We start from the raw sequence: 22,075 nt of genomic DNA on the forward strand, positions 1-22,075 counted from the left end.
GCGAGCTGGGCGTTGCGGTCCGCAGCCTCACGCTTCTCCGCGATCTGGCGGGCCGTACGCTCATCGGAGGTCACCAGGAAGCTGTCACCGGCGCGAGCCGAGCTCGGAGGAAACGGGGATCAGGGCACCGCCGGCCACCGCGTCTGCCCTGAAGAGGCCGGCCAGGCCGAGCAGGGCTGCTACGGAAGCAATGATGACCGCCGCGAGCGCGCCGTTGCCCACCCAGCCCCGTTTGGTGGTTGCCAGGGCAGCGAAATCGTCGGAAGCATCACCGCTGGGCTGGTGTGCCAGCGGGTCCTGCTCGAGGTCGTCAGCCTGGCTGCCGTCCGAGCCGATGGCTTCCATCAGGGACCGCCGGTGGCTCCAGACTTCCCGACGGGGAGTTTGAAGCTTCCGGATGACAGACCGCCGAATCCGGCGTGTCTGCCGGGCCGTCCGCCTGGCGCGAAGCACAGCCCGCGGACGGGCCAGGGCAGCGACGGTGGCAATGAACTGGGTAATGCCGTGGCCCGGGTCCTTCAGCGCAATACTCACGACCAGCCTGAAGAGGCAGCCAAGGAGAGCGCCGACGGCGTGCACGGGAACCATCCATGCCGGGGCGTGCTTGAGCCGCAGGTGGACCTGCGCCTTCCGTGCCGCTGCCGGGTTCCCCAAAGCGTGCGGCCTATGGCTTACGTGGAACATGCGCGCCGCAGGAACTACCACCACGCGGTGACCGGCCAGGCGGTTGCGCCAGCAGAAGTCGACGTCGTCACCGCTGCCGGGGAGTGCGGGGTCGAAGCCGCCGAGCTGTTCCCAGATATCGCGGCGGACCAGCATGCCTGCGGAGTTGACGGCGAAAGTATCGCTGCGACCGTCGTACTGCCCCTGGTCGAGTTCGTCGGCGTCAATCAGGGTGAGCCGCTCGGCCCAGCGGCTGGTGGAAAGGCCGACGTCGATCAGCCGGCGTTCCGAGTGCCAGTCCAGCTGTTTGCAGCCTGCGACGGTCACGGAGGGTGCCCGCTCCACGGCACTCAACAACTCGGCAAGTGCTTCGGGGGCGGGGGCGGCGTCGTCATGCAGCAGCCAGATCCATTCCTGCCTGCTGTCTTGCGCGCTGCCCTTCCGGGCGGCCGGCGCCGCCAGTCCCGCGGAAACCGCTGCCCCCATGCCGCCTTTGCCGCGGTCATGGCTGACCACGCTGGCCGCACCCAACGCCCGCTCAAGGAGGGCGCGGGAGTTGTCGCGGGAGCCTGCGTCCACACCAATGGCACGGTCCACGGGCCGGGTCTGGTCCGCCAAAGCTGACAGGGTTCTGGGCAGGTAGTCACTGCCGTTGTGGGCGACCACAACGGCAGTGACAAGGACATCCTGGTGAATTAGATTGCTCGCTTCCTCAGCCGCCGGCGCTCACGCTCGGAAAGGCCTCCCCAAATGCCAAACCGTTCGTCGTTGGCCAGGGCATACTCGAGGCACTGCGACCGTACATTGCAGGCACCGCACACCTTCTTGGCGTCACGGGTGGAACCGCCCTTTTCGGGGAAGAACGCCTCCGGATCCGTCTGGGCGCACAAGGCGTCAGTCTGCCAACCAAGTTCGCCTTCGTCGTCGAAGTCCTGCTGGAACGGCAGTCCTATCCAGACCGGCTGGACCGAGTCAGGGGCGCGCAGCTCCATGGGTGGATCAAGTTCGTCTTCGGCGTCCTGTCCCCCGGCCAGAAGGGCCTCATGCGCCGCAAGGAATGCCGTGGCCTGGTCCTCCAGGAGGCCGCCGGCATCGCGGTTATACCGCTCCGCGGCCCCAGGATCCGCAGGGTCCACGAACCAGTCACCTGGCACCCCCCGTGCACGGTACTTTGCCGTTGCCTGACCGGCCACGACGGCATCTTCCTGGATACGCTCTACATGCCCCACGGCGACCCTCCTGATGTTGCAGCCCCTGCCTGGATACGCAGGCACTCGGTTGTGTGCCGGTATTTACGCAGTCGCTTTAGATACCTAATTACACGTGTGTAACTAGGGCGAGTCAAGCCGCTGCCGGGATAATAATCAGTGAACTCCCCCAACGATGGTCACGCCACGCCCGGGATTTTTTCCTCCCCATCCCGGGAACAGCCCGCCAGGCACCTCTTTGCTTGCGGAAAATGGCCGAGAAAACCCGTAGTTCCGCAAAAAATACCCCGAAAACGGATAAATAGCAAGCACGCTTACCTTTGCTTGTGATAAATATCACTTCAGGAGCCTGAGCGTTTCCATAGCATCAGCACCCGATGACCGTGTGCCGAAGCAGTGGCAGGATGGTGCCATGACTACACCCGCGCTCGATTTGATGGCGAACCTTCGCTCAGGAAATTCCACGGCTCCCCGCCTCACGTGGTACGGCCCGGACGCCGAACGCGTGGAACTCTCCGGCCGGGTCCTGGACAACTGGGTGGCCAAGACAAGCAACTTGCTGCAGGACGAACTCGACGCAGAACCGGGGATGCGGCTGCGGCTGGAGCTGCCGGCCCACTGGAAGGCACTGGTCTGGGCGCTTTCCGCATGGCAGCTTGGCCTTGAGGCGGTAATCGCGGGACCCGACGCCGATTTCCTGGTCACCGCCGATCCCCAGTCAGCAGATGGGAACTACGACGCCGTCATCGCCGTTGCGCTCCCCGCCCTGGCCATGCGCTGGGCGGGAGAACTCGCGCCCGGCTGCATTGACTACGCGGCAGAAGTCCGCAGCCACGGCGACGTTTTCATGTCCCACGCCGATGCCGACCCCGGCGCCTGTGCCATCGTGGACAGCGAGGGCCGGGGACACCTGCACGGGGAGCTGTTCGATACCTTCGCCGTGGCCCACGAGGAGGGCGTGCGGCTGCACATCCCTGCCTCGGACGGACTGGAAAAAGCCCTGGCCCATGCCCTCGGCGCCTGGAAGCGGGGAGGTTCCGTCGTGCTGACCCATCCTGACGTGGAACTGACGGACAAGCTGCTGGCAGCGGAACGCATCCACGGCAGCTGACAGCTGTTCGTCCCGTGCGCTCCAGGGCAGTCCGGAGTCCCTACGGCTGGGTTGACCTGTCCGGCGAAGGCTCGCGCTCGGCCGCGGCCGCGTGTTCCTTCTGGTGGTGGTGGATTTCGATGAGTTCGTGGTCGTGCGAGAACTCGGGCTCCTGGTCCAGCTCTTTGTTGAAGACCAGGAAGCGGTAGGCAAAGAAACGCACCACTGTGGCGACCAGGATGCCGAACACGCCGGCGAAGAACAGCAGGTTTTTGTCCGTGATCCCCAGGCCGTACTTGGCCACCGCAGTGAAGCCCGTGGAGATGCCGATTCCGATGCCGTTGATCAGGATGAACATGAGGAATTCGCGCAGGACATTGTCCTGGCGGCGGTGCCGGAACGTCCAGAACCGGTTGGCGATCCAGGAAAAGACTGTGGCTATTGACGCACCCACAAACCGGGCCTTGGCTTCGCTGTCCGACATCGGGCCATGCATCAGGTAGTAGGTCATGCCGTTGTCGATGACGAACGCCACACCGCCGACTGCGCCGAACTTGGCCACTTCGCGCCAAAAAAGCGAGGCCAGTCCCCGGATACGATCTGCTAATGCGGTATACATGACCCTCCATGGCCGTTCAACTATGGGCCACCTGGCCAGAGGCCTATTTTAGCCCCCAAAACATGGAGCCAGCCTCCCAAGGATGCACGGGGCAGCCCCACGTTACACAAAATCGCCTCCACCACCGCTGCCGGAGGCCGGGATACCGGGCGGTCTTCGGTAGGCTGGCCCATGTGACTTTTCCAGTAATAGGTGTGGTTGGCGGCGGCCAACTTGCGCGAATGATGGCCCCAGCCGCAACTGCACTCGGCTTCGAACTCCGTGTCCTGGCCGAAGGCGACGACGTGTCGGCAGTAGCCGCGGTTTCCACTTCCCCGGTGGGCGACTACAAGGATCTGCAGACCCTGGTTGACTTCGCCCAGGGCCTGGACGTGCTGACGTTCGACCACGAACACGTGCCCACGGACCACCTTCGGGCCCTGCAGGAAGCAGGAGTGAACGTCCAGCCGGGGCCTGACGCCCTGGTGCACGCACAGGACAAGCTGGTGATGCGCGCCGCGATCGACCGGCTCGAACTGCCCAACCCTGCCTGGGCCCCCGTGGACGATGTGGCCGCCCTCGTCAGTTTCGGTGACGCCACCGGCTGGCCCGTGGTCCTGAAAACGCCGCGCGGCGGCTACGACGGCAAGGGCGTCCGGGTCATCAATTCGGCAGAGGAAGCAGCCGGCACCGAGGACTGGTTCCAGGCGATGAGCCCCCTCCTGGCCGAAGCCAAGGTTGAGTTCACCCGGGAACTGTCAGCGCTGGTCGCCCGGACTCCCGATGGCGAGGCACGCGCATGGCCGGTAGTGCACACCATCCAGGTGGACGGTGTCTGCGACGAAGTGATTGCCCCTGCCCTGGACATCCCCGTGGAGGTTGCCGCGGCAGCCGAGGACGCAGCCCTGCGGATCGCCGGCGAACTGGGGGTGACCGGAGTGCTGGCCGTGGAGATGTTCGAAACCCCTGGCGTCGGTGCGGGCTTCCTGATCAATGAACTGGCCATGCGCCCCCACAACACCGGGCACTGGACCCAGGACGGGGCCGTGACGAGCCAGTTCGAGCAGCACCTGCGCGCCGTCCTGAACCTGCCCCTCGGTGCAACCGATGCCCTGGCCCCGGTGACGGTCATGAAGAACTTCCTTGGCGGCGAGAACCAGGACCTGTATTCCGCGTTTCCGCTCGCGCTGGCCAGCGAACCGGCCGCCAAGGTGCACTGCTACGGCAAGTCGGTGCGTCCTGGCCGCAAGATCGGCCACGTGAACCTCGTAGGCACGTCCACTGCGGACGTCGATTCGGTCCGGCGCCGCGCCGCCATGGTGGCCAACATCATCCGCGACGGGCGGGCAGCGGCGGATGAAGCGCCACACACTTTCGAGGAGACTGCATGAGCACCCCAGCAAACCCCGCCGCCGGTGCCGCCGCAAGCCCCCTGGTGGGCCTGGTCATGGGGTCCGACTCCGACTGGCCGGTGATGGAGGCCGCTGCCGACGCCCTGGCCGAATTCGGGATCCCTTTTGAAGCTGACGTAGTCTCCGCCCACCGGATGCCGACCGAAATGATCCGGTACGGGCAGACAGCCCATGAGCGCGGACTGCGGGTGATCATCGCCGGAGCCGGCGGCGCCGCCCACTTGCCGGGAATGCTGGCCAGCGTCACTCCCCTGCCGGTCATCGGTGTTCCTGTTCCCCTGAAAACGCTGGACGGCATGGACTCACTGCTCTCCATTGTCCAGATGCCTGCCGGCGTGCCCGTAGCCACGGTGTCCATCGCCGGCGCGCGCAACGCCGGACTCCTGGCAGTCCGGATGCTTGCCGCGGGAACGGACGAGTTTGCCGCTTCCCTCCGCACTGACCTTTTGGACTTCGCTTCCGACCTGAACGCCGTGGCCAGCCGCAAGGGGGCCAGCCTCCGGCAGAAAGTCAGCGAAGTCTTCGCTGAAGGCAACAGCTCCCAGCGGGGCAGCCGTTAGGACCGCCGGCATGTCCAGCAGCAAAGTTCCGCAGTCGCAGTCCGACACCGCGTTGACGGACCCGGTCCGCTACCCGGTCAGCGCTTCCGCTCCGGTCCGGACCAAGCGCGCTTTCGTCCTGATCCTGCTGACGCTCCTGGTCCCGGGCAGTGCGCAATTGGTGGCGGGCGACCGCAATCTGGGCCGGGCTGCCCTCCGCGTAACGCTCTGCGTTTGGGCTGCCCTGCTGCTGGCGGTCCTCCTGCTCGTTGCCAACCGGACAGCGCTGGTGACCATTGTCACCAACCCGTTTGCCTCGCTGGTGATCGTCATCGCACTGGTGGCCCTTGCGGCGGGCTGGGCCGTCCTGTTCATCAACACCCTGCGGCTCATCCGTCCCGTGCTGCTGGCGCCGCCCACCCGGCCGGCCGTCGTCGTAACCCTGGTCCTGGCCCTGGTGGCCGGCAGCGGCTCACTCGGCTACGCGGCATACCTGCTCAACGTCAGCCGCAATGCCATCGGCAGCATCTTCTCCTCCGGCCCGGCGATCGATCCCGTGGACGGCCGCTACAACTTCCTGATGATGGGCGGCGACGCCGGCGACGACCGCACCGGAAGGCGCCCGGACAGCCTCTCCGTGCTGAGCGTGGACGCCGAAACCGGCCAGACAGCCATCATCTCAGTGCCCCGCAACCTCCAGAACGCTCAGTTCAGCGAGGATTCGCCGATGCGGTCCATTTACCCTGACGGGTACAACTGCGGCGACCAATGCCTGATCAACGCCATCAACACCGAGGTCACGAACGAGTACTCGGACCTCTACCCGGGAGTGGCCGATCCTGGTGCCCAGGCGACGCTGGAGGCCGTCTCCGGAACCTTGGGCATTACCGTGCAGGCCTACGTCCTGGTGGACATGGAAGGCTTCGCAAAGCTCATCGATGCCATGGGCGGCATCAGGATCAAGGCCGGCGGCTGGGTTCCCATCAGCGGCGACGTCATCGACGAGGCAAACGGCATCCACGGCATGCCCCTCGGCTGGATCCCGGCCGGCGAACACCGGCTCAACGGCGACCTCGCCCTCTGGTACGGCCGCTCGAGGGAATTCGTGGACGACTACGCCCGGATCCAGCGCCAGCAGTGCGTCCAGCAGGCAATGCTCAAACAGCTTGACCCTGCCACGCTGCTGTCGAAGTTCGAGGACATCGCCAACGCGGGAACCAAGGTGGTGGATTCCAACATCTCCTCCTCCCAGCTGGGCAGCTTTGTGGACCTCGCCATGAAGGCGAAGGGCCAGGATATTAAGCGGCTCACCATCGGCCCGCCCGACTTCGACGCTTCATTCTCCACCGTGCCGGACTTCGACCAGATCCACGAGCGTGTGGACGAGCTGCTGGCCTCGGCCTCGGCGCAGGACGCCCAGTCGGCAGGAGCTGCCGACGACGTCATGGTTGTCCCGGCGTCTGGCGCCGGTCCCATCCATGCGGCAGGAGCCTTCCCGGCCACCCCGCTGGCTGCGGGCAGCGCCGTACGGCAGCCCACGCCGTCGGACTTCACCCCGGTGACCACCACGCCCGACGGCGAGCCGATCACCGAACAGATGCTGAACCAGCTCAAGCGTGAGGGCAACGAGCAGGCCATCCGCGAACTCGTGGCCAGCAACGGCATGTGCGCGGCGCTCTAGCCCCCGCAATCAGACCTAAAGAAACGGAACCGGTTTTGTACGAGATTGACAACGTCCTCCGGGATTACGCCTGGGGTTCCACCACGGCGATCGCGGCACTTTTGGGCCGGCCCGAATCCGGCAGGCCTGAAGCGGAACTCTGGATCGGCGCCCACCCCGATTCACCGTCCGTGGCCCATGTGCCTGAAGACGGCAGTTCCACCCCGCTGGACGCCTTGATCGCCAAGGATCCGGAACACTTCCTGGGGGCCGAGTCCGTGTCGCGGTTTGGCCCCCGGCTACCCTTCCTGGCAAAAATCCTCGCCGCAGCCCAGCCGCTGTCGCTGCAGGTCCACCCCAGCCTGGAACAGGCCAAGGCCGGTTTTGCCCGCGAAAACGCCGACGGCGTGGCCCCCAATGCGCCCCACCGCAACTACCGCGATGACAACCACAAGCCGGAGATGATCTTCGCACTGACGCCCTTTGAGGCCTTGTGCGGTTTCCGCCCGGTAGCCGAAACCAGGAACGTACTGCAGCGCGTCGCGTCAGCCTTTGAGGCAGTGGAGGGGCAAGTTCCCGCCCTGCTGCCTGCACTGATGGTGGACCTGGACGAGGCCGATGAGGGGGCGGGCCTCCGGAAGGCCTTTGAACGCCTCATCACCGGCGGACAGGCCGTGTCCGATGCCACCGCCCAGGTGGTGGCAGCGCTTCTGGCCGGCGGGTCCCTTGCACCCTACGAGGCCGAGCTGGGAACCGTCATCAGCCTCAACGAGAAGTATCCGGGCGACCCCGGGGTGCTGATTTCTCTGCTCCTCAACCGGATTTCGCTGCAGCCGGGCCAGTCCGTCTACCTGCCCGCCGGTAACGTCCACGCCTACCTCCACGGGCTGGGCGTCGAGGTGATGGCATCATCGGACAACGTGCTGCGCGGCGGGCTGACACCCAAGTTCGTTGACGTGCCCGAACTCCTGCGCACCATCGATTTTCACCCGGTGGCCGTGCCGATGCTCGATGCCGAGAAGAGTGTCCTTGACCAGGAGCTCTACCGCCCGCCTTTCGCGGAGTTCCAGCTTCAGCGCATTGAACTGCAGCCCGACGCCGCCCCCGTGCCGCTGGCCCAGTCAGGAGCCGTGGTGGTGATCGTGGTTGCGGGCGAGGTGTACCTGGACTCGCCGAAGGGAGACCTGCAGCTGGCGCGTGGCGGCAGCGCATTCCTCGCTGCCGCCGAAGCGCCTGTGAACGTCCACCCGGTGGCGGGCAGCACCGAGCCTGCCCTGGCGTTCGCGGTGACTACGGGCCTTTAGCGGCGGAGCAAGGAACGGGCACGGCTGGCTGCTGTTTTCGCCAGCCGGCGCGCCGCCTGGATGCCTTTCCGCGCCAGCGGCATTGCCCGGGAGTAGGCCGGGTAGAACGGCGACAGCGGCTTCTCCCAGGTTCCCAGGAGCATGTTTTCATGCTTGCCGAACTGCTTCTTGAAGTCCGAGATGCCATCGTTGAGCAGCCCGTTGAAGTCGTACCGTGAGCACCCGTCCTCGCGCATGGCCTGCAGTGCTGCCCACTTGACGCCGTAGTTCACTCGCTTCTTCTGGCCCTCCGCGGAAACGCCGCCGTAGAGCTCGAACGCAGTGGCACCGCTGCGTGCCAGCCAGACAAAGGCCAGCAGCTGCTCGCCGTCGAACGCACCAATGATGGGTGAGCCCTCCCCCAGGTTGCGGAAAATATCCCGGTAGTACTGGTCCTCGTGGATACCGAAGCCGGCCCGCTCAGCCGTCTCGCGGTAGATGCCCAGCACCTGCTCAAGCTCAGAATCGTTCTTGACCTTCCGGAACTCCACGTCGCTGCGCATGGCCTTGCGGATGTTTGCGCGGGTGGTCTTGGACATGTCCGCCATCAGCTCGTCATCAGACTTGGTGAGATCGAGGATGAGGGTGCGCGGGATGAGGACGGTGTTGGTGGTCTCGCGGAAGCCTGCTCCCGCAACGGCCCCCGCATAGGGGGAATCCCGGTCCCAGTCGGGTTCGATGCTCAAGGCAACGCCGTGGTGGCGGGACGCAGCGTGGTCGGCCAGGCTGCGAAGCACGGCCGGAGTGTCTTCCACGGAACACATCGGGCCGCGGGGAATGTAGACCAGGGCGCGGAAGGGAACCGGGAGGCGCCGGACCAGCAGCTGGGCACAGCCGATGGTGGTGCCGCCGGCTTCAAGGAGCACGCGGTCGACGGACCAGCCGTGCATTGCCTTGGTCTCGCCCCAGCCCCAGAGCTGTTGCGGATGTCCCTGGAACCGGTCTACGTGGTCATCCCAAAGGGCGCGGTCAGTACAGGGAACAACAGCTGGAATCATGGCTTAAACCCTATACCAAGGCTTTAACGCCGGAGTCCCGGAGCATAGTGCTCCGGGACTCCGGCGGTCCAGCTGGGTGGCTCAGCTCTTGCGGGCGTAGCCTTCCCACTTGTCTGCGCGGTGCTCGCCGTCCACGAATCGGATGGTTCCGGACTTGGAGCGCATCACGATGGACTGCGTCAGGACCTTGTCCTTGGAGTAGCGGACACCCTTGAGGAGGTCGCCATCGGTGATTCCCGTCGCGGCGAAGTAGCAGTTGTCGCTGGAGACGAGGTCGTTGGTGGAGAGGACGCGTTCCAGGTCGTGGCCGGCGTCGATCGCCTTCTGCTTCTCTTCGTCGCTGGTGGGCCACAGCCGGCCCTGGATGACGCCCCCCAGGGACTTGATGGCGCAAGCGGCCACGATACCTTCGGGGGTACCGCCAATCCCCATCAGGGCGTCCACGCCGGTGCCGGAGCGGGCAGCGGCGATGGCGCCGGCCACGTCACCGTCCATGATGAACTTGGTGCGCGCCCCGGCCTCGCGGATTTCCTCCACCAGCGGACGGTGCCGGTCACGGTCAAGGATCATGACGTTGAGCTGGTTGACCTTCACGCCCTTGGCCTTGGCAATCAGGTGCAGGTTCTGCTTCACCGGCAGGCGCAGATCCACCATGTCAGCGGCTTCGGGGCCGGTGACGAGCTTCTCCATGTAGAAGACGGCCGACGGGTCGAACATGGAGCCGCGTTCTGCCACTGCCAGGACTGCCAGGGCGTTGTTGATGCCCAGTGCAGTGAGCCTGGTTCCGTCGATGGGATCGACGGCCACATCGCACTCGGGGCCCGTGCCGTCACCGACGCGCTCGCCGTTGAAGAGCATGGGGGCTTCGTCCTTCTCGCCTTCGCCGATCACCACCACGCCATTGAAGTGGACAGTCTGCAGGAACGAGCGCATGGCGTCCACGGCGGCGCCGTCCGCCGTGTTCTTGTCGCCGAAACCCACCCAGTGGCCACCGGCGATCGCTGCCGCCTCGGTAACGCGGACAAGCTCGAGGGCAAGGTTGCGGTCCGGTTCGTCATTGCCCACCGCCAGGGACGGTGAAATCGTGGAGTACTTCTGGGTCATGGACGCTGGTGACACGTGAACCTCTTCTTCGAGTGGCGATCATTGAACCCGCCCGCCGGAACAGCTGGACGGTGATTCCTCTACTTCCGATCATAGTCGCGGGGCCGCCTGTCGGGCGGCGAATGACGTGGCGGCGCAATGTGCCCGCAGGGGACGTTCTGCGACGCGAGCCGGCCGAATGGAAGTTGCCCGCCGGCATGGGCGACTATAGAAGGGTGAATGACATGCAGGAGAAGACCAGTCCCAGCCCCGAGCCAGCGGAGCCGGCGGGCGGCCGGCAGGCGGCCGGTCCGGCTGGCGAAGCTCCGGTAAAGCCTGTCATTCCGGCTGCTGCCGCCAAGCGGGCGAATGCTTCAGCCATCGGCATGATCATTGCACTGGTGGTCAGCATCGCAGCCTTCCTGCCGATCATCCTCATGAATCCGCTGCCCAAGACCGACGGCTACCGCCCCGACATCGATGTGGCCGCCGTCTCGCGCAATGCCACGGATGTGGCAGGATTCACACCTGCGGCACCCGAGACCGGCGGCGCCTTCCGCCCCAACTACGCGCGCTGGGAGGCAGGCACGGGCAGCGGGGTCCCCACCTGGGAGGTCGGCTTCCTGACCCCCAAGGACTCATTCATTGCCCTGGTGCAGACTAGCAAGGCCAACCCCACCTGGCTGCTCCAGCAGACGCGGAACGCACCGGTGACCGGTTCCCGGAACGCCGGAGGCCAGGAATGGGAAATCCGGGACACCGGCAAGGGCGAGAAATCCTTGGTCCTTGACTACCGCGGGACCACCGTCATCCTGTCCGGCGCAGCCCAGCTGGACGAGTTCGCCACCCTGGCGGACGCCGTCGTAAGGTCCATGGAAAGCAGCCCGGGCGTCACAGTTTCACCCTCGGCCACTCCGGCACCGTAACGTAGTCCCGTGGCTACTTACCTGACTCCTGCACTTGCCTGGCGCCGTCTGCGCGAAGGAAACGAACGCTTTGTCAGCGGCGAGACGTCCCATCCCAACCAGGACGCGTCGCGCCGCTCCTCCCTCGTGGAGAACCAGCACCCCTTTGCGGTGATCTTTGGCTGCTCCGATTCCCGCCTCGCGGCCGAGATCATCTTCGACGTCGGGCTCGGTGACGTTTTCGTGGTGCGCACGGCCGGCCAGGTGATCGATGATGCCGTCCTGGGTTCCCTCGAGTACAGCGTGGGGGTGCTGGGAGTGCCGCTGATCGTCATCCTCGGCCACGACAGCTGCGGCGCCGTCAGCGCCACCAAGTCGGCCGTGGAGACGGGCCAGATGCCCGCCGGCTTCATCCGCGACCTGGTGGAGCGCATCACGCCGTCCGTGCTGACCTCCCTCCGGAACGACGAAACCGAGGTCAACGACATGGTGGTGGAGCACGTCAAGCAGACCTCGCAGCGGCTGGCGGACAGCTCGCGTGTGATTTCGAACGCAATCGAGGAAGGCCGGACGGCAGTCATCGGTCTTTCGTACAGCCTGGCAGAGGGCCGTGCGAACCTTGTTTCGGGAATCGGCGAGCTCTAGAAGGCTTCCGCACGGGGCCCGGCAAGGGCCCCGTAGCATGCTCTTCACGGTTTTCGATGGGGTGGCTGGTCGCCATAAGCTAGCCCCATGACTTCCACTGAAGAGTTCCGCATTGAACATGACACGATGGGCGAAGTCCGCGTCCCCGTGAACGCACTGTACCGCGCGCAGACGCAGCGGGCAGTGGAGAACTTCCCGATTTCCGGCAAGACCCTGGAACGCACCCACATCGAGGCGCTGGCCCGGGTCAAGAAGGCTGCCGCCCAGGCCAACGCTGAACTGGGTGTGCTCGACGGCGAGCTGGCCAAGGCGATCGCAGACGCCGCTGACGAGGTTGCTGCCGGCAAGTACGACGGCGACTTTCCCATCGATGTTTTCCAGACCGGTTCCGGCACCTCCTCGAACATGAACACGAACGAGGTCCTCGCCGAGCTGGCCACCCGCGCCCTGAAGGCCGCCGGCAGCGACAAGGTTGTCCACCCGAACGACCACGTCAACGCCTCGCAGTCCTCCAACGACGTGTTCCCCACCTCCGTGCACGTTGCGGCTACCTCCGCGCTGATCAATGACCTGATCCCCGCGCTGGGCTACCTGGCCGAGTCGCTGGAGCGCAAGGCCGTTGAGTTCAAGGACGTGGTGAAGTCCGGCCGCACGCACCTCATGGACGCCACGCCCGTAACCCTGGGACAGGAGTTCGGCGGCTACGCGGCACAGGTCCGCTACGGCATCGAGCGCATCAACGCCGCCCTCCCCCGCGTTGCCGAGGTTCCGCTGGGCGGCACCGCCGTGGGCACCGGCATCAACACCCCCGCCGGGTTCCCGGAGCGGGTCATCGAACTGCTCGCCACGGACACGGGGCTGCCCCTCACGGAGGCACGCGACCACTTCGAGGCACAGGCCAACCGCGACGGCCTGATCGAGGCGTCCAGCCAGCTGCGCAACATCGCCATCTCGTTCATGAAGATCAACAACGACCTGCGCTGGATGGGCTCCGGCCCCAATACCGGCCTGGGCGAGATCGCCATCCCCGACCTGCAGCCCGGTTCCTCGATCATGCCCGGCAAGGTCAACCCGGTCATCTGCGAGGCGTCCATCATGGTGGCCGCGCAGGTCATCGGCAATGACACCGCCATCGCCTGGTCCGGCACCAACGGAGCCTTCGAGCTGAATGTCGGCATCCCGGTCATGGCCGCCAACCTGCTGGAGTCCATCCGCCTGCTGGCCAACACCAGCCGCGTCATGGCGGACAAGATGATTGACGGCATCACCGCCAACGTGGAACGCGCCCGCTTCCTGGCGGAGGCCTCGCCGTCCATCGTCACCCCGCTGAACAAGTACATCGGCTACGAGAACGCCGCCAAGATCGCCAAGACGGCCGTCGCGGAGGGCCTGACCATCCGCCAGGCCACCGAGAAGCTCGGCTTCGTCGGAGACGGCGAAGGCAAGGTCTCCGAGGCTGACCTGGACAATGCACTGGACGTCACCACCATGACGGCACCGGCCCACAAGGCATAGAGCCGCAGAGCCTCCGGAACGCCCGACGGCGGCCGGTCACCTTTCGAACGGAAGGTGACCGGCCGCCGTCGTACTCTAAGGAGTTTTTGTCCAGATATGGCGCCTTAGCAGCCCTTAAGCCCTCCATTTCTGGACAAAATTCTTGGGGCAGGGGGAAACGGACAGCCTATCCAGCGCGGCGCCATCACGCCGGCAGGAGCATGGCGACGGCGGTCCCGGCCAGCATGAAGGGACCAAACGGAATGGACGATTTCAGTGTCCCGCGCCGGGCCGCCAGGAGCGCAACAGACCAAAGCGCGCCGAGCAGGAACGCCAGGAAAGTCCCGGCGAACACATGCCCCCAGCCGAGGTAGCCGAGGTACATCCCCAGCACCCCGGCCAGTTTCACGTCGCCAAAGCCCATGCCTGGCGGGTAGGCAAAGCGGAGCACAAAGTAGAAGAGCCACAGCACGGCCGCGCCGGCGAGCACCCGGAGCGCCGGCACTGCAAACAAGGCGGCACCAAGATTGCCGCCAGCCGGTGCGGCGGCGCCGGCAATGGCGGCAGCCAGGAGCAGGATGCCGGCCACGGCATATGACGGGAAGACAATCCGGTTGGGCAGCAGGTGGTGCCGGACGTCGATCACTGTCAGCCGGACAGCCATCACCGCGAAGTACAGGCACGCCGCGAGCACCAGCCAAAAGGCAGCCGGCATGTGCTGCCACAGATCCCCCAGACGACCAATCACCCCTCGGATGCTACTGGAATTCCCGTGGCTGCCGCACCGTGCCCGCGTAAACTGTGCATATGGCGACATGGGATTCCCGGCACCGGCCGGATCCGGACCGAGGCGCATCATCCGCAGACCCAACCGCCACGTTCCGCAACCTGTGCCGGTCCTCGCCCTGGAAGTGGCAGTCCCTTCGCTTTGAGTACTGGGACGAACCGTTCACGGAGGCCCCGTCCCCCACGGCTCCCCTCGTGCGGGCCTGGCTTCGCCGGCCCGGCGCTCTCCGCCTCGAAAGCCCGGACGGACTGGTCCTCCACAGCACCACCGGAATCAACGATTCCCGTGACGGTCTCTACGTCAGCTCCACCCGGAAATCGTGGCTGCTGCCGCCGCAGCTGGTCACGCCGGTTTACGACGGCTCCGGCCTGGTCAAACGCCGGCCCGAAGCCGCCTATGGGGAACCGGGATTCGGAAACGGCCGCTTCTCCGCCGCCCTGGATCCGGTTGAACTTGCGGGCAACTCCCCCGTTCCCCTTGAGTTTCCGGGCAGCAACGCCGTGCTGGTTGAGGAGCACCGTGCGGTTGAACACGAAGGCAGACCAGCGCTGGAGGCCGTGGTAACCCCCACTCCGGCCTACCACCCGGCGGATCCTGCTGCGCCTCTCTGCCTTGCCGGGCGCAACCGTATCCGGGTGGACCTGGGAACCGGGGTTTGCGTTGCCAGCCAATCCCTGGAACCCTCCACCGGCGAATACGGCCATTGGCTGCGGATACTTGCCGTGGACGAATACATGCTCGATGACCTGTTCCTGGCCGAATCCATGAACCTCACGGACGTGCGGAGACACATCAGCTGGGACGTTCCCGCCTGATGTGACAAGGCCCCGCGATGCCGATCGGCTAGGCTTCGCTGATGACTACGCTGGGCTCCGTTTGGCCACTTTTCGACCTCAAGCTGACCACCCCGCGGCTGGAACTCCGCCCCGTCCGGGACGGGGACATTCCCGCCGCCGTCGACGCCGCACGCAGCGGTATCCATGAGACCGGGAAGAGTCCGTTCAGCACTCCCTGGACTGAGGTCCCCGGGGATGAGCTGGGCTCCAACATGGCCCGCTGGTACTGGCGCTGCCGGGCAGAGTGCAGCCCCGAGTCCTGGATGATTCTCCTGGGCATTTGGCACGAGGGTGAGTTCGTGGGCTGCCAGGACGTGGGGGCCAAGGATTTCGCCGCCCTCAAGACCGTCACCACCGGATCGTGGCTGAAGCAGTCCGTCCAGGGCCGCGGTCTTGGCAAGGAGATGCGCGCCGCCGTCGTCCTGTGGGCCTTTGACTGGTTGGGCGCCGACGTGGCCGAATCCGAGGCCGCAGTCTGGAACAAGGCCTCCCTCGGGGTCTCCCGCAGCCTCGGTTACGAGCTCAACGGAACCACCCGCAAGGCCTGGGGCACCAAGGTGGAAACAGTCCAACACGTCCGCCTCACCGCGGAAAACTTCAAGAGGCCGGACTGGCAGTTACAGGTAGAAGGCCACGAAACCGCGGCGAAGTTCCTGAAGGTCACGTAGGTGGCAGTGGTTGGGTTCGTCCGCCCCCAGCGCTTCGCCATCGCTTAGACACCTCCCGTCGCGCCGCTTCGGTCGGCGATGCGCTCCGACACGAAGCACTGGGACCGGACATTTGCGTGGGGCAGCCTTCCGGCAGCGTGCGTCAAAGGCGACGAAGGAGCCAGCACGCAGAGGAAGGGTGCCCCACGCACCTTACGGGTCCGGCTGACCTATCCCTCGAGCAGTTCCGTCACCAGGGCGGCGATCGGGGACCTTTCGGAGCGGGTCAGGGTGACGTGGCCGAAGAGCGGGTGGCCCTTCAGGGTTTCGACGACGGCGGCGATGCCGTCGTGCCGCCCGACCCGGAGGTTGTCCCGCTGGGCGACGTCGTGGGTGAGGACAATCTTCGAGTTCTGGCCGATGCGGCTCATGACGGTCAGCAGGACGTTCTTCTCGAGCGACTGGGCTTCGTCCACAATCACGAAGGCGTCGTGCAGGGAGCGTCCGCGGATGTGGGTGAGCGGCATGACCTCGAGCATTCCGCGGTCCATGACCTCCTCCACCACTTCCTGGCTGACCAGCGCGCCGAGGGTGTCAAAGACCGCCTGGGCCCACGGGTTCATCTTCTCGGACTCGGAACCGGGCAGGTAGCCAAGTTCCTGGCCGCCGACGGCGTAGAGGGGGCGGAAGACGATCACCTTTCGGTGCTCGCGGCGCTCCAACACCGCTTCGAGGCCTGCGCAGAGGGCAAGGGCTGATTTGCCGGTGCCGGCCCGGCCGCCGATGGACACGATGCCGACGGCGGGATCCATCAGCATGTCGATGGCCAGGCGCTGCTCCGCGGACCTGCCGTGGAGGCCGAAGACGTCACGGTCGCCCTTGACCAGGCGGACCTGCTTGTCGGGTCCCACCCGGCCCAGCGCGGAGCCGCGGTTGGACAGCAGCACCAGGCCGGTGTTGACCGGCATCTCGGCTGCCGCGGGGATGAAGACGGGCTCGTGGCCGTAAAGGGTGGAGATTTCCTGCTCGTTGGCTTCAACCTCGGCGACGCCGGTCCAGCCGGAGTCCTTCACCAGCTCGTTGCGGTATTCGTCGGCCGTAAGCCCCATCGCAGAGGCCTTAACCCGCATCGGCAGGTCTTTGGACACCACGGTGACGTCCCGGCCTTCGTTGGAGAGGTTCTTCGCCACCGCAAGGATCCGGCTGTCGTTGTCCCCGCTGCGGAAGCCCATCGGCAGCACCTCGGACGAGATGTGGTTCAGCTCCACCATGAGGGTGCCGCCGTCGTCACCGATGGGGATTGGCTGGTTCAGTCCGCCGTGCTTGACGCGGAGGTCATCGAGGAGCCGGAGGGCCTTGCGGGCGAAGTAGCCAAGTTCGGGGTCGTGCCGTTTGGCTTCAAGCTCGGTGATGACCACCACCGGGACGATGACTTCGTGTTCGGCAAAGCGAAGCAGGGCGCGCGGGTCGGACAAGAGGACTGACGTGTCGATCACGAACGTGTGGATGAGGGCTTCCCTTCCGGAGACGGCAAAACCGGCCGCAGCATCCGTTGCTGCGCCGGTTTGTGTAGTGGCTCGCGTGGCGCGAGAGGTAGCTTTCTCTCCCTGGTCGAAAAGGACCTCGGGCAGTTGTTCAGAAGTAGCCACATCGACTCCAGCCCCGGGCAAGCCCGGAATTGTTATTGGTGAGGCGGCTCGGCCACGAGGCCGGGTCCGGCCTCCCATACAACCGGTGCGATGTTTCGCTCCATGTACTGGCCTCCCCGATCAGCCGGCGGTTTTGCCTGCTGATGGATATAACGTAAATCCACTCCAGGTAATTTCCGCAACCATTACGCGGCGATTCCTGTTGCGCCGGCGTGAACTCCCCGTGAACCGGAGATGTCAGGTCCCGAAGCGACGCTGCCGGCCCGCGTAATCGCGGAGGGCCCGCAGGAAGTCCACCTTGCGGAAAGCGGGCCAGAGCGCCTCGCAGAAATAGAACTCGCTGTACGCGCTCTGCCACATCAGGAACCCTGAGAGCCTTTGTTCGCCGGAGGTGCGGATCACCAGGTCCGGGTCTGGCTGGCCCCGGGTGTAGAGGAAGCGGGAAATATCGTCCACACAGAGTTCATCCGCGAGCCGGGAAATGTCCGTGCCCTTGGCCACGGCGTCATGCAGGAGTTCGCGGACCGCGTCCACGATTTCCCGCCGCCCGCCGTAGCCGACAGCCACGTTGACGTGGATCTTCTCCCGGACGGGCGTCCGCGCAGTCAGCTTGTTGAGCCGCTCGGCGAGGTAGCCGGGGAGCAGCTCCGGGGCACCCATCGCATGGACAGAGATGTTGGCATCCTCGTCCAGCCGGTCCAGGGTGTTGGCGATGATGCCCATCAGGAGGTCCAGCTCTTCGCTGGACCGGTTCATGTTGTCCGTGGACAGCATGTAGAGGGTGACCACCTTGACACCGAGTTCCTGGCACCAGCCGAGGAACTCATGGATCTTGTCTGCGCCGGCCTGGTGGCCCTGGCTGGTGGGGGCGTTGAACTGCTTTGCCCAGCGCCTGTTGCCGTCAACCATGACGCCGATATGGCGGGGAATGCGGTCGCGGGGCAGGTCCTTGAGGAGCCGCCGCTCGTAGTAGCCGTAAAGGAACCCGGGCAACTCCACGCGTCGACTCACCTGACTTCCTCGCTGTACGTACTTGCACATCCTAGGCTACCGCCCGCCGAATGACGGGAAGTCCGGCTGGTGCCGGCGGCGGCCCGCCGTCGTATTACCCGCGAGTAACTTACCGGACCGTAGATTATTCTTGGAGAATGAACAGCGACTCCCCCGATGCCCCGCACCTGCCCCAACCACAGGGCGGAAACGCGGCGGATGGCGCCGGGCAGGACGCCCTCGACGAGGCGGCAGTGCGGCTGGCAGAGCTGTTAATGATCAAGCCGAAATGGCGCGGCTGGATCCACGCCGTGACCGCTCCGCTGGCCCTTGCCGCAGGCATCCTGCTGGTGGCCCTTGCACCCACCGCGGACCGAAAAATCACTTCGGCCATCTATGCAGCCACCGGCGTGCTGTTGTTCGGTGTCAGCGCCGTGTACCACCGCGGCAACTGGTCCCCGGCCGTAAAGATGGTGCTGAAGCGGCTCGACCACACCAACATCATGCTCGTCATCGCCGGCAGTTACACGCCGCTGGCCTGGACCCTCCTGGAGCGGCAGCAGGCTGTTCTCCTGCTATGGGTCATCTGGTCCGGTGCCATCCTCGGGGTGCTCTTCCGGCTGCTGTGGACTGATGCCCCGCGCTGGCTGTATGTACCGATCTACATAGCCCTGGGATGCGGTTCCCTCGTCTACCTGCCGCAGTTCTTCCAGGCCAGCATTCCGGCCGCCGTGCTGATCTGCGTGGGGGGCGTCCTCTACATCACCGGGGCGGTGTTCTATGCCCTGAAGAAGCCGAACTTCAGCTACCACCACTTCGGCTTCCACGAACTGTTCCACGCTTTCACGGTCTTCGCCTTCGCGGCCCACTTCACGGCCATCGCCTTCGCTGTCCTCGGGTAACGTCCTTCGAGCAGGCTGCGCGCCTAGTCCTGCGGGCGGGACTGGCCGGGGGCAATCCCGTTGCCATCGCCATCGGACTGCCTGGGAGCGGATTCCAGCCCGTCCTGCGCGTCAGCCGCCGCCACATCGGCAGCTGCGGCGGCTGCCAGGCGGTCCTCTTCCACCTGCGCGCGGTAGCGGACCCGGCGGATCCGCCGGACCATGTCCACGATCAGCAGGGCCGTGGCCACCACGAAGAAAGCGGTCATGATGAAGCCCAGGAGGCCCGGCGTCACCTGGTCCTCAGAGATGCCTTCCCGCAGCGTGGGGGTGGGCAGCGGCGTGGCGGTGGTGGCCAGACTGAGGAGCAGATGATGCACGTTTAAACCTTCTGTGGAACGGGTGGCAGCGGATGGCGCGGCCGGAGGGCTGGCCTATCTTCTACGCGGCATAGAAATTGCCTGCCGCTACTATCTTAGCCCTGCGAACAGGTCCTTCTCCGGGAGCTCGGAAGGCACCCGGGAATGGATGAGCGAGTAGTCCTCCCACGGCCAGGCCCGCCGCTGCATCTCCGCAGACACGGCAAAAAAGAACCCCAGCGGATCCACCTGCGTCCGGTGCGCACGCAGGGCGTCGTCGCGCACCTCGAAGAAATCCCCGCAATCGATCTGTGTGGTGGTGGGATGCGGCGCCGGCGGCGGCGTGTGCCCCTCGGCGTCGGACTCGAGCCAGGCGGCCAACCGCTCGGCGTACGGAGACTGCAGGCCGGCCTCCTCCAGCGCGAAGTGCAGTGCCCGGAAACGCTCCGGGCTGAAAGCCCTGTCGTAGTAAAGCTTGCTGGGCTCCCAGGGCTCCCCTGCATCGCGATAGCGCTCAGGGTCACCTGCAGCCTCGAAGGCTTCGACTGCCACCCGGTGGGCCATGATGTGGTCCGGATGGGGATATCCGCCGTTCTCGTCGTAGCTCAGGATGACGTGCGGCTTGAAGGAGCGCACCAGCCGCACCAGGGGCGCCGCGGCCCGGTGCAGCGGCAGCGTGGCAAAGGCCCCCGCTGGCAACGGCGGCAGTGGGTCCCCCTCGGGAAGCCCGGAATCCACGAACCCCAGCCATCGCTGCCTGACTCCCAGGATTTTGGCGGCGCTCTCCATTTCAAGGCGCCTGGCTCCGGCCATATCCCGCTTGGGATGCGGTTCGCCTTCCACCGCAGGGTTCTGGATGTCACCGCGGGAACCGTCCGTGCACGTGGCCACCATGACATCCACGCCGGAGGCGGCGTACTTGGCCATCGTCGCAGCGCCCTTGCTGGATTCGTCATCCGGGTGGGCATGGACTGCAAGCAGCCGTAGCGGTGCCGGGGAGTTGCTGGACGCTGTCATGGAGGGACGGCTCCTCATTCATCTTTGGTTGTGGCTGTTTCAACGGCGGCGGGCCGCTGCCGCCCACTGGGTGCAGACCGGCACTGGCGGAATGGGCACTAAACTGGACGGGTGACTTCCCCGGACCAGCCGGCCCCATCCGCGCCCGCAGACACTAGCCTAGCCAATCGCTATGGTGCTAAAAAGCGCGGGATTTCCGCCGCCGCCAAGCGGGCCATAGCCGTGGTGGCACTGGCCGGCGGCATCGGCTTCATGGCATGGGTCTCCACGTCCAATTCCCTGACCGATATCTCGTTCAAGGACATCGGCTACAGCACCCCTGACGGCACGCTGGCCGAGGTGGACTTCCAGGTGACCCGGGAACCGGGGACAGCCGTGCAGTGCGCCGTCAAGGCGCTTGATTCCAAGTTCGCCATAGTGGGCTGGAAAGTAGTGGACATCCCGGCCGATGCCCGGGAAGGAGCGGCCGACGGCGGCAGGACAGTGACGCAGCGCGTGGCCGTCCGCACCGAATCGCCTTCCGTGTCCGGCGTGGTGGACGATTGCTGGATAGCGGATAAAGCGGACTAGCGGATGTGACGTGCGCCGCTCCCCTGTTGGGATAAGTCCACAGGATTGACTACAATGGAGCAATACCTTCACCCCGCTGAGCTGGTTACTGTTCCACAAGTGGCCACTGTGGCGGGGTCTTTTGCATGTAGGACCATTAGAGGAGAAGTCCGTGTCTACCACCAACAGCGCAGCTGCAGCCTGGCTTACCCAGGAAGCTTTTGACCGCCTGAAGGCAGAGCTGGACCACCTTTCCGGCCCTGGCCGGGCGGAAATTGTCCAGAAGATCGATGCAGCCCGGCAAGAGGGGGACCTCAAGGAGAACGGCGGCTACCACGCCGCCAAGGAGGAGCAGGGCAAGATTGAGGCCCGCATCCGCCAGCTCACGGTCCTGCTCCGCGACGCCCACGTGGGCGAGTCTCCCGCTGACGATGGAATCGTTGAGCCCGGCATGATCGTCGTCGCCAGGATCGCCGGCGACGAGGAGACCTTCCTGCTCGGTTCCCGTGAAATTGCCGGCGATTCCGACCTGGACGTGTTCAGTGAGAAGTCTCCGCTGGGAGCTGCCATCCTCGGGCACAAGGAAGGCGAGACGCTCAGCTACACGGCACCGAACGGCAAGGACATCAAGGTGGAAATCCTGTCCGCCAAGCCGTACGTGGCCTAGTTCCAGACGCACTAAAAGCGCCGGCACCCGCAAGGGGGGCCGGCGCTTTTGCGTT

The 22,075-nt window shown here is 65.6% G+C and carries 22 protein-coding genes and 1 pseudogene; 13 read left to right on the forward strand and 10 right to left on the reverse strand.

Annotated elements, in window-relative coordinates; genetic code table 11:
• Positions 1–96: 96 nt before the first annotated feature.
• A pseudogene (locus tag AC5RTT_RS01700) lies at positions 97–1,329 on the reverse strand (glycosyltransferase family 2 protein); the annotation flags it as partial.
• Between the two features lie 29 nt (positions 1,330–1,358).
• Positions 1,359–1,892, reverse strand: a complete 534-nt coding sequence (locus AC5RTT_RS01705; RefSeq protein WP_494051433.1) for a WhiB family transcriptional regulator — start codon at positions 1,890–1,892, stop codon at positions 1,359–1,361.
• A gap of 391 nt (positions 1,893–2,283) precedes the next feature.
• Between AC5RTT_RS01705 and AC5RTT_RS01710 the strand changes: the two genes are divergently transcribed.
• Positions 2,284–2,982: a TIGR03089 family protein gene (locus tag AC5RTT_RS01710; RefSeq protein WP_494143754.1), complete on the forward strand. Its 699-nt coding sequence runs from the start codon at positions 2,284–2,286 to the stop codon at positions 2,980–2,982.
• Positions 2,983–3,022: 40 nt separating this feature from the next.
• Here AC5RTT_RS01710 and AC5RTT_RS01715 read toward each other — a convergent pair whose 3' ends face one another.
• Positions 3,023–3,580: a GtrA family protein gene (locus AC5RTT_RS01715; protein ID WP_494143755.1), complete on the reverse strand. Its 558-nt coding sequence runs from the start codon at positions 3,578–3,580 to the stop codon at positions 3,023–3,025.
• A gap of 173 nt (positions 3,581–3,753) precedes the next feature.
• Here AC5RTT_RS01715 and AC5RTT_RS01720 point away from each other — a divergent pair, with 173 nt between their 5' ends.
• The 4 genes from AC5RTT_RS01720 to manA are packed head-to-tail and all read left to right on the forward strand — an operon-like array spanning position 3,754 to position 8,474.
• Positions 3,754–4,950 carry a 5-(carboxyamino)imidazole ribonucleotide synthase gene (locus tag AC5RTT_RS01720; RefSeq protein WP_494143756.1) on the forward strand — a complete coding sequence of 399 codons (1,197 nt, stop codon included), beginning with the start codon at positions 3,754–3,756 and terminating at the stop codon, positions 4,948–4,950.
• A complete protein-coding gene (gene purE, locus AC5RTT_RS01725; protein ID WP_494010615.1) occupies positions 4,947–5,531 on the forward strand; it encodes a 5-(carboxyamino)imidazole ribonucleotide mutase in 585 nt (194 codons plus the stop codon). Before AC5RTT_RS01720 ends, purE begins: the two co-directional genes overlap by 4 nt.
• 10 nt (positions 5,532–5,541) lie before the next feature.
• Positions 5,542–7,191: an LCP family protein gene (locus tag AC5RTT_RS01730; protein WP_494143757.1), complete on the forward strand. Its 1,650-nt coding sequence runs from the start codon at positions 5,542–5,544 to the stop codon at positions 7,189–7,191.
• A 35-nt stretch (positions 7,192–7,226) separates the two neighbouring features.
• A complete protein-coding gene (gene manA / locus AC5RTT_RS01735) occupies positions 7,227–8,474 on the forward strand; it encodes a mannose-6-phosphate isomerase, class I (RefSeq protein ID WP_494143758.1) in 1,248 nt (415 codons plus the stop codon).
• Here manA and AC5RTT_RS01740 read toward each other — a convergent pair.
• Both AC5RTT_RS01740 and glpX read right to left on the reverse strand, forming a co-directional pair.
• Positions 8,471–9,511: a lipid II:glycine glycyltransferase FemX gene (locus AC5RTT_RS01740; protein WP_494143759.1), complete on the reverse strand. Its 1,041-nt coding sequence runs from the start codon at positions 9,509–9,511 to the stop codon at positions 8,471–8,473. The two genes, manA and AC5RTT_RS01740, sit on opposite strands and share 4 nt — an antisense overlap.
• An 81-nt stretch (positions 9,512–9,592) precedes the next feature.
• Positions 9,593–10,615 (reverse strand): class II fructose-bisphosphatase, encoded by a 1,023-nt coding sequence (gene glpX, locus AC5RTT_RS01745; protein ID WP_494010702.1) that lies wholly within the window; start codon positions 10,613–10,615, stop codon positions 9,593–9,595.
• Positions 10,616–10,839: 224 nt separating this feature from the next.
• Between glpX and AC5RTT_RS01750 the strand changes: the two genes are divergently transcribed.
• The 3 genes from AC5RTT_RS01750 to AC5RTT_RS01760 all read left to right on the forward strand — a co-directional run bounded on the left by AC5RTT_RS01750 (position 10,840) and on the right by AC5RTT_RS01760 (position 13,659).
• On the forward strand, positions 10,840–11,520 hold the full coding sequence (locus AC5RTT_RS01750) for a DUF4245 domain-containing protein (RefSeq protein ID WP_494143760.1): 681 nt from the start codon (positions 10,840–10,842) through the stop codon (positions 11,518–11,520).
• A 9-nt stretch (positions 11,521–11,529) separates the two neighbouring features.
• The gene (locus AC5RTT_RS01755; protein WP_494143761.1) at positions 11,530–12,144 is read left to right on the forward strand and encodes a carbonic anhydrase; all 615 of its coding nucleotides are present in this window, start codon (positions 11,530–11,532) and stop codon (positions 12,142–12,144) included.
• Between the two features lie 87 nt (positions 12,145–12,231).
• The gene (locus AC5RTT_RS01760; RefSeq protein ID WP_494143762.1) at positions 12,232–13,659 is read left to right on the forward strand and encodes a class II fumarate hydratase; all 1,428 of its coding nucleotides are present in this window, start codon (positions 12,232–12,234) and stop codon (positions 13,657–13,659) included.
• Between the two features lie 184 nt (positions 13,660–13,843).
• Here the strand turns inward: AC5RTT_RS01760 and AC5RTT_RS01765 are convergent, their stop codons facing one another.
• On the reverse strand, positions 13,844–14,386 hold the full coding sequence (locus AC5RTT_RS01765; protein ID WP_494010620.1) for a prepilin peptidase: 543 nt from the start codon (positions 14,384–14,386) through the stop codon (positions 13,844–13,846).
• A 59-nt stretch (positions 14,387–14,445) separates the two neighbouring features.
• On the opposite strand from AC5RTT_RS01765, the gene AC5RTT_RS01770 reads away from it, so the two are divergent.
• Positions 14,446–15,240 carry a hypothetical protein gene (locus AC5RTT_RS01770; protein WP_494143763.1) on the forward strand — a complete coding sequence of 265 codons (795 nt, stop codon included), beginning with the start codon at positions 14,446–14,448 and terminating at the stop codon, positions 15,238–15,240.
• A gap of 41 nt (positions 15,241–15,281) precedes the next feature.
• The gene (locus AC5RTT_RS01775) at positions 15,282–15,929 is read left to right on the forward strand and encodes a GNAT family N-acetyltransferase (protein WP_494143764.1); all 648 of its coding nucleotides are present in this window, start codon (positions 15,282–15,284) and stop codon (positions 15,927–15,929) included.
• A gap of 209 nt (positions 15,930–16,138) precedes the next feature.
• On the opposite strand, the gene phoH2 is transcribed toward AC5RTT_RS01775, so the two are convergent.
• Positions 16,139–17,557: an RNA 5'-3' helicase PhoH2 gene (gene phoH2, locus AC5RTT_RS01780; RefSeq protein ID WP_494051421.1), complete on the reverse strand. Its 1,419-nt coding sequence runs from the start codon at positions 17,555–17,557 to the stop codon at positions 16,139–16,141.
• Between the two features lie 237 nt (positions 17,558–17,794).
• Positions 17,795–18,556, reverse strand: a complete 762-nt coding sequence (locus AC5RTT_RS01785) for an isoprenyl transferase (RefSeq protein WP_494143837.1) — start codon at positions 18,554–18,556, stop codon at positions 17,795–17,797.
• A 149-nt stretch (positions 18,557–18,705) separates the two neighbouring features.
• Between AC5RTT_RS01785 and trhA the strand changes: the two genes are divergently transcribed.
• A complete protein-coding gene (gene trhA, locus AC5RTT_RS01790; protein ID WP_494143765.1) occupies positions 18,706–19,449 on the forward strand; it encodes a PAQR family membrane homeostasis protein TrhA in 744 nt (247 codons plus the stop codon).
• A gap of 23 nt (positions 19,450–19,472) precedes the next feature.
• Here the strand turns inward: trhA and AC5RTT_RS01795 are convergent, their stop codons facing one another.
• Complete coding sequence (locus tag AC5RTT_RS01795) at positions 19,473–19,808, reverse strand: hypothetical protein (RefSeq protein WP_494143766.1); 336 nt, start codon at positions 19,806–19,808, stop codon at positions 19,473–19,475.
• A gap of 90 nt (positions 19,809–19,898) precedes the next feature.
• Positions 19,899–20,804, reverse strand: coding sequence for a mycothiol conjugate amidase Mca (mca, locus tag AC5RTT_RS01800; protein ID WP_494143767.1), 906 nt, complete (start codon positions 20,802–20,804; stop codon positions 19,899–19,901).
• 111 nt (positions 20,805–20,915) lie between these two features.
• Here mca and AC5RTT_RS01805 point away from each other — a divergent pair, with 111 nt between their 5' ends.
• Both AC5RTT_RS01805 and greA read left to right on the forward strand, forming a co-directional pair.
• The gene (locus tag AC5RTT_RS01805) at positions 20,916–21,374 is read left to right on the forward strand and encodes a DUF4307 domain-containing protein (protein WP_494143768.1); all 459 of its coding nucleotides are present in this window, start codon (positions 20,916–20,918) and stop codon (positions 21,372–21,374) included.
• A gap of 151 nt (positions 21,375–21,525) precedes the next feature.
• Complete coding sequence (gene greA, locus AC5RTT_RS01810) at positions 21,526–22,020, forward strand: transcription elongation factor GreA (RefSeq protein ID WP_494051417.1); 495 nt, start codon at positions 21,526–21,528, stop codon at positions 22,018–22,020.
• Positions 22,021–22,075 lie beyond the last annotated feature (55 nt).

The sequence above is a fragment of the Arthrobacter sp. Y3221157 genome (assembly GCF_059089865.1).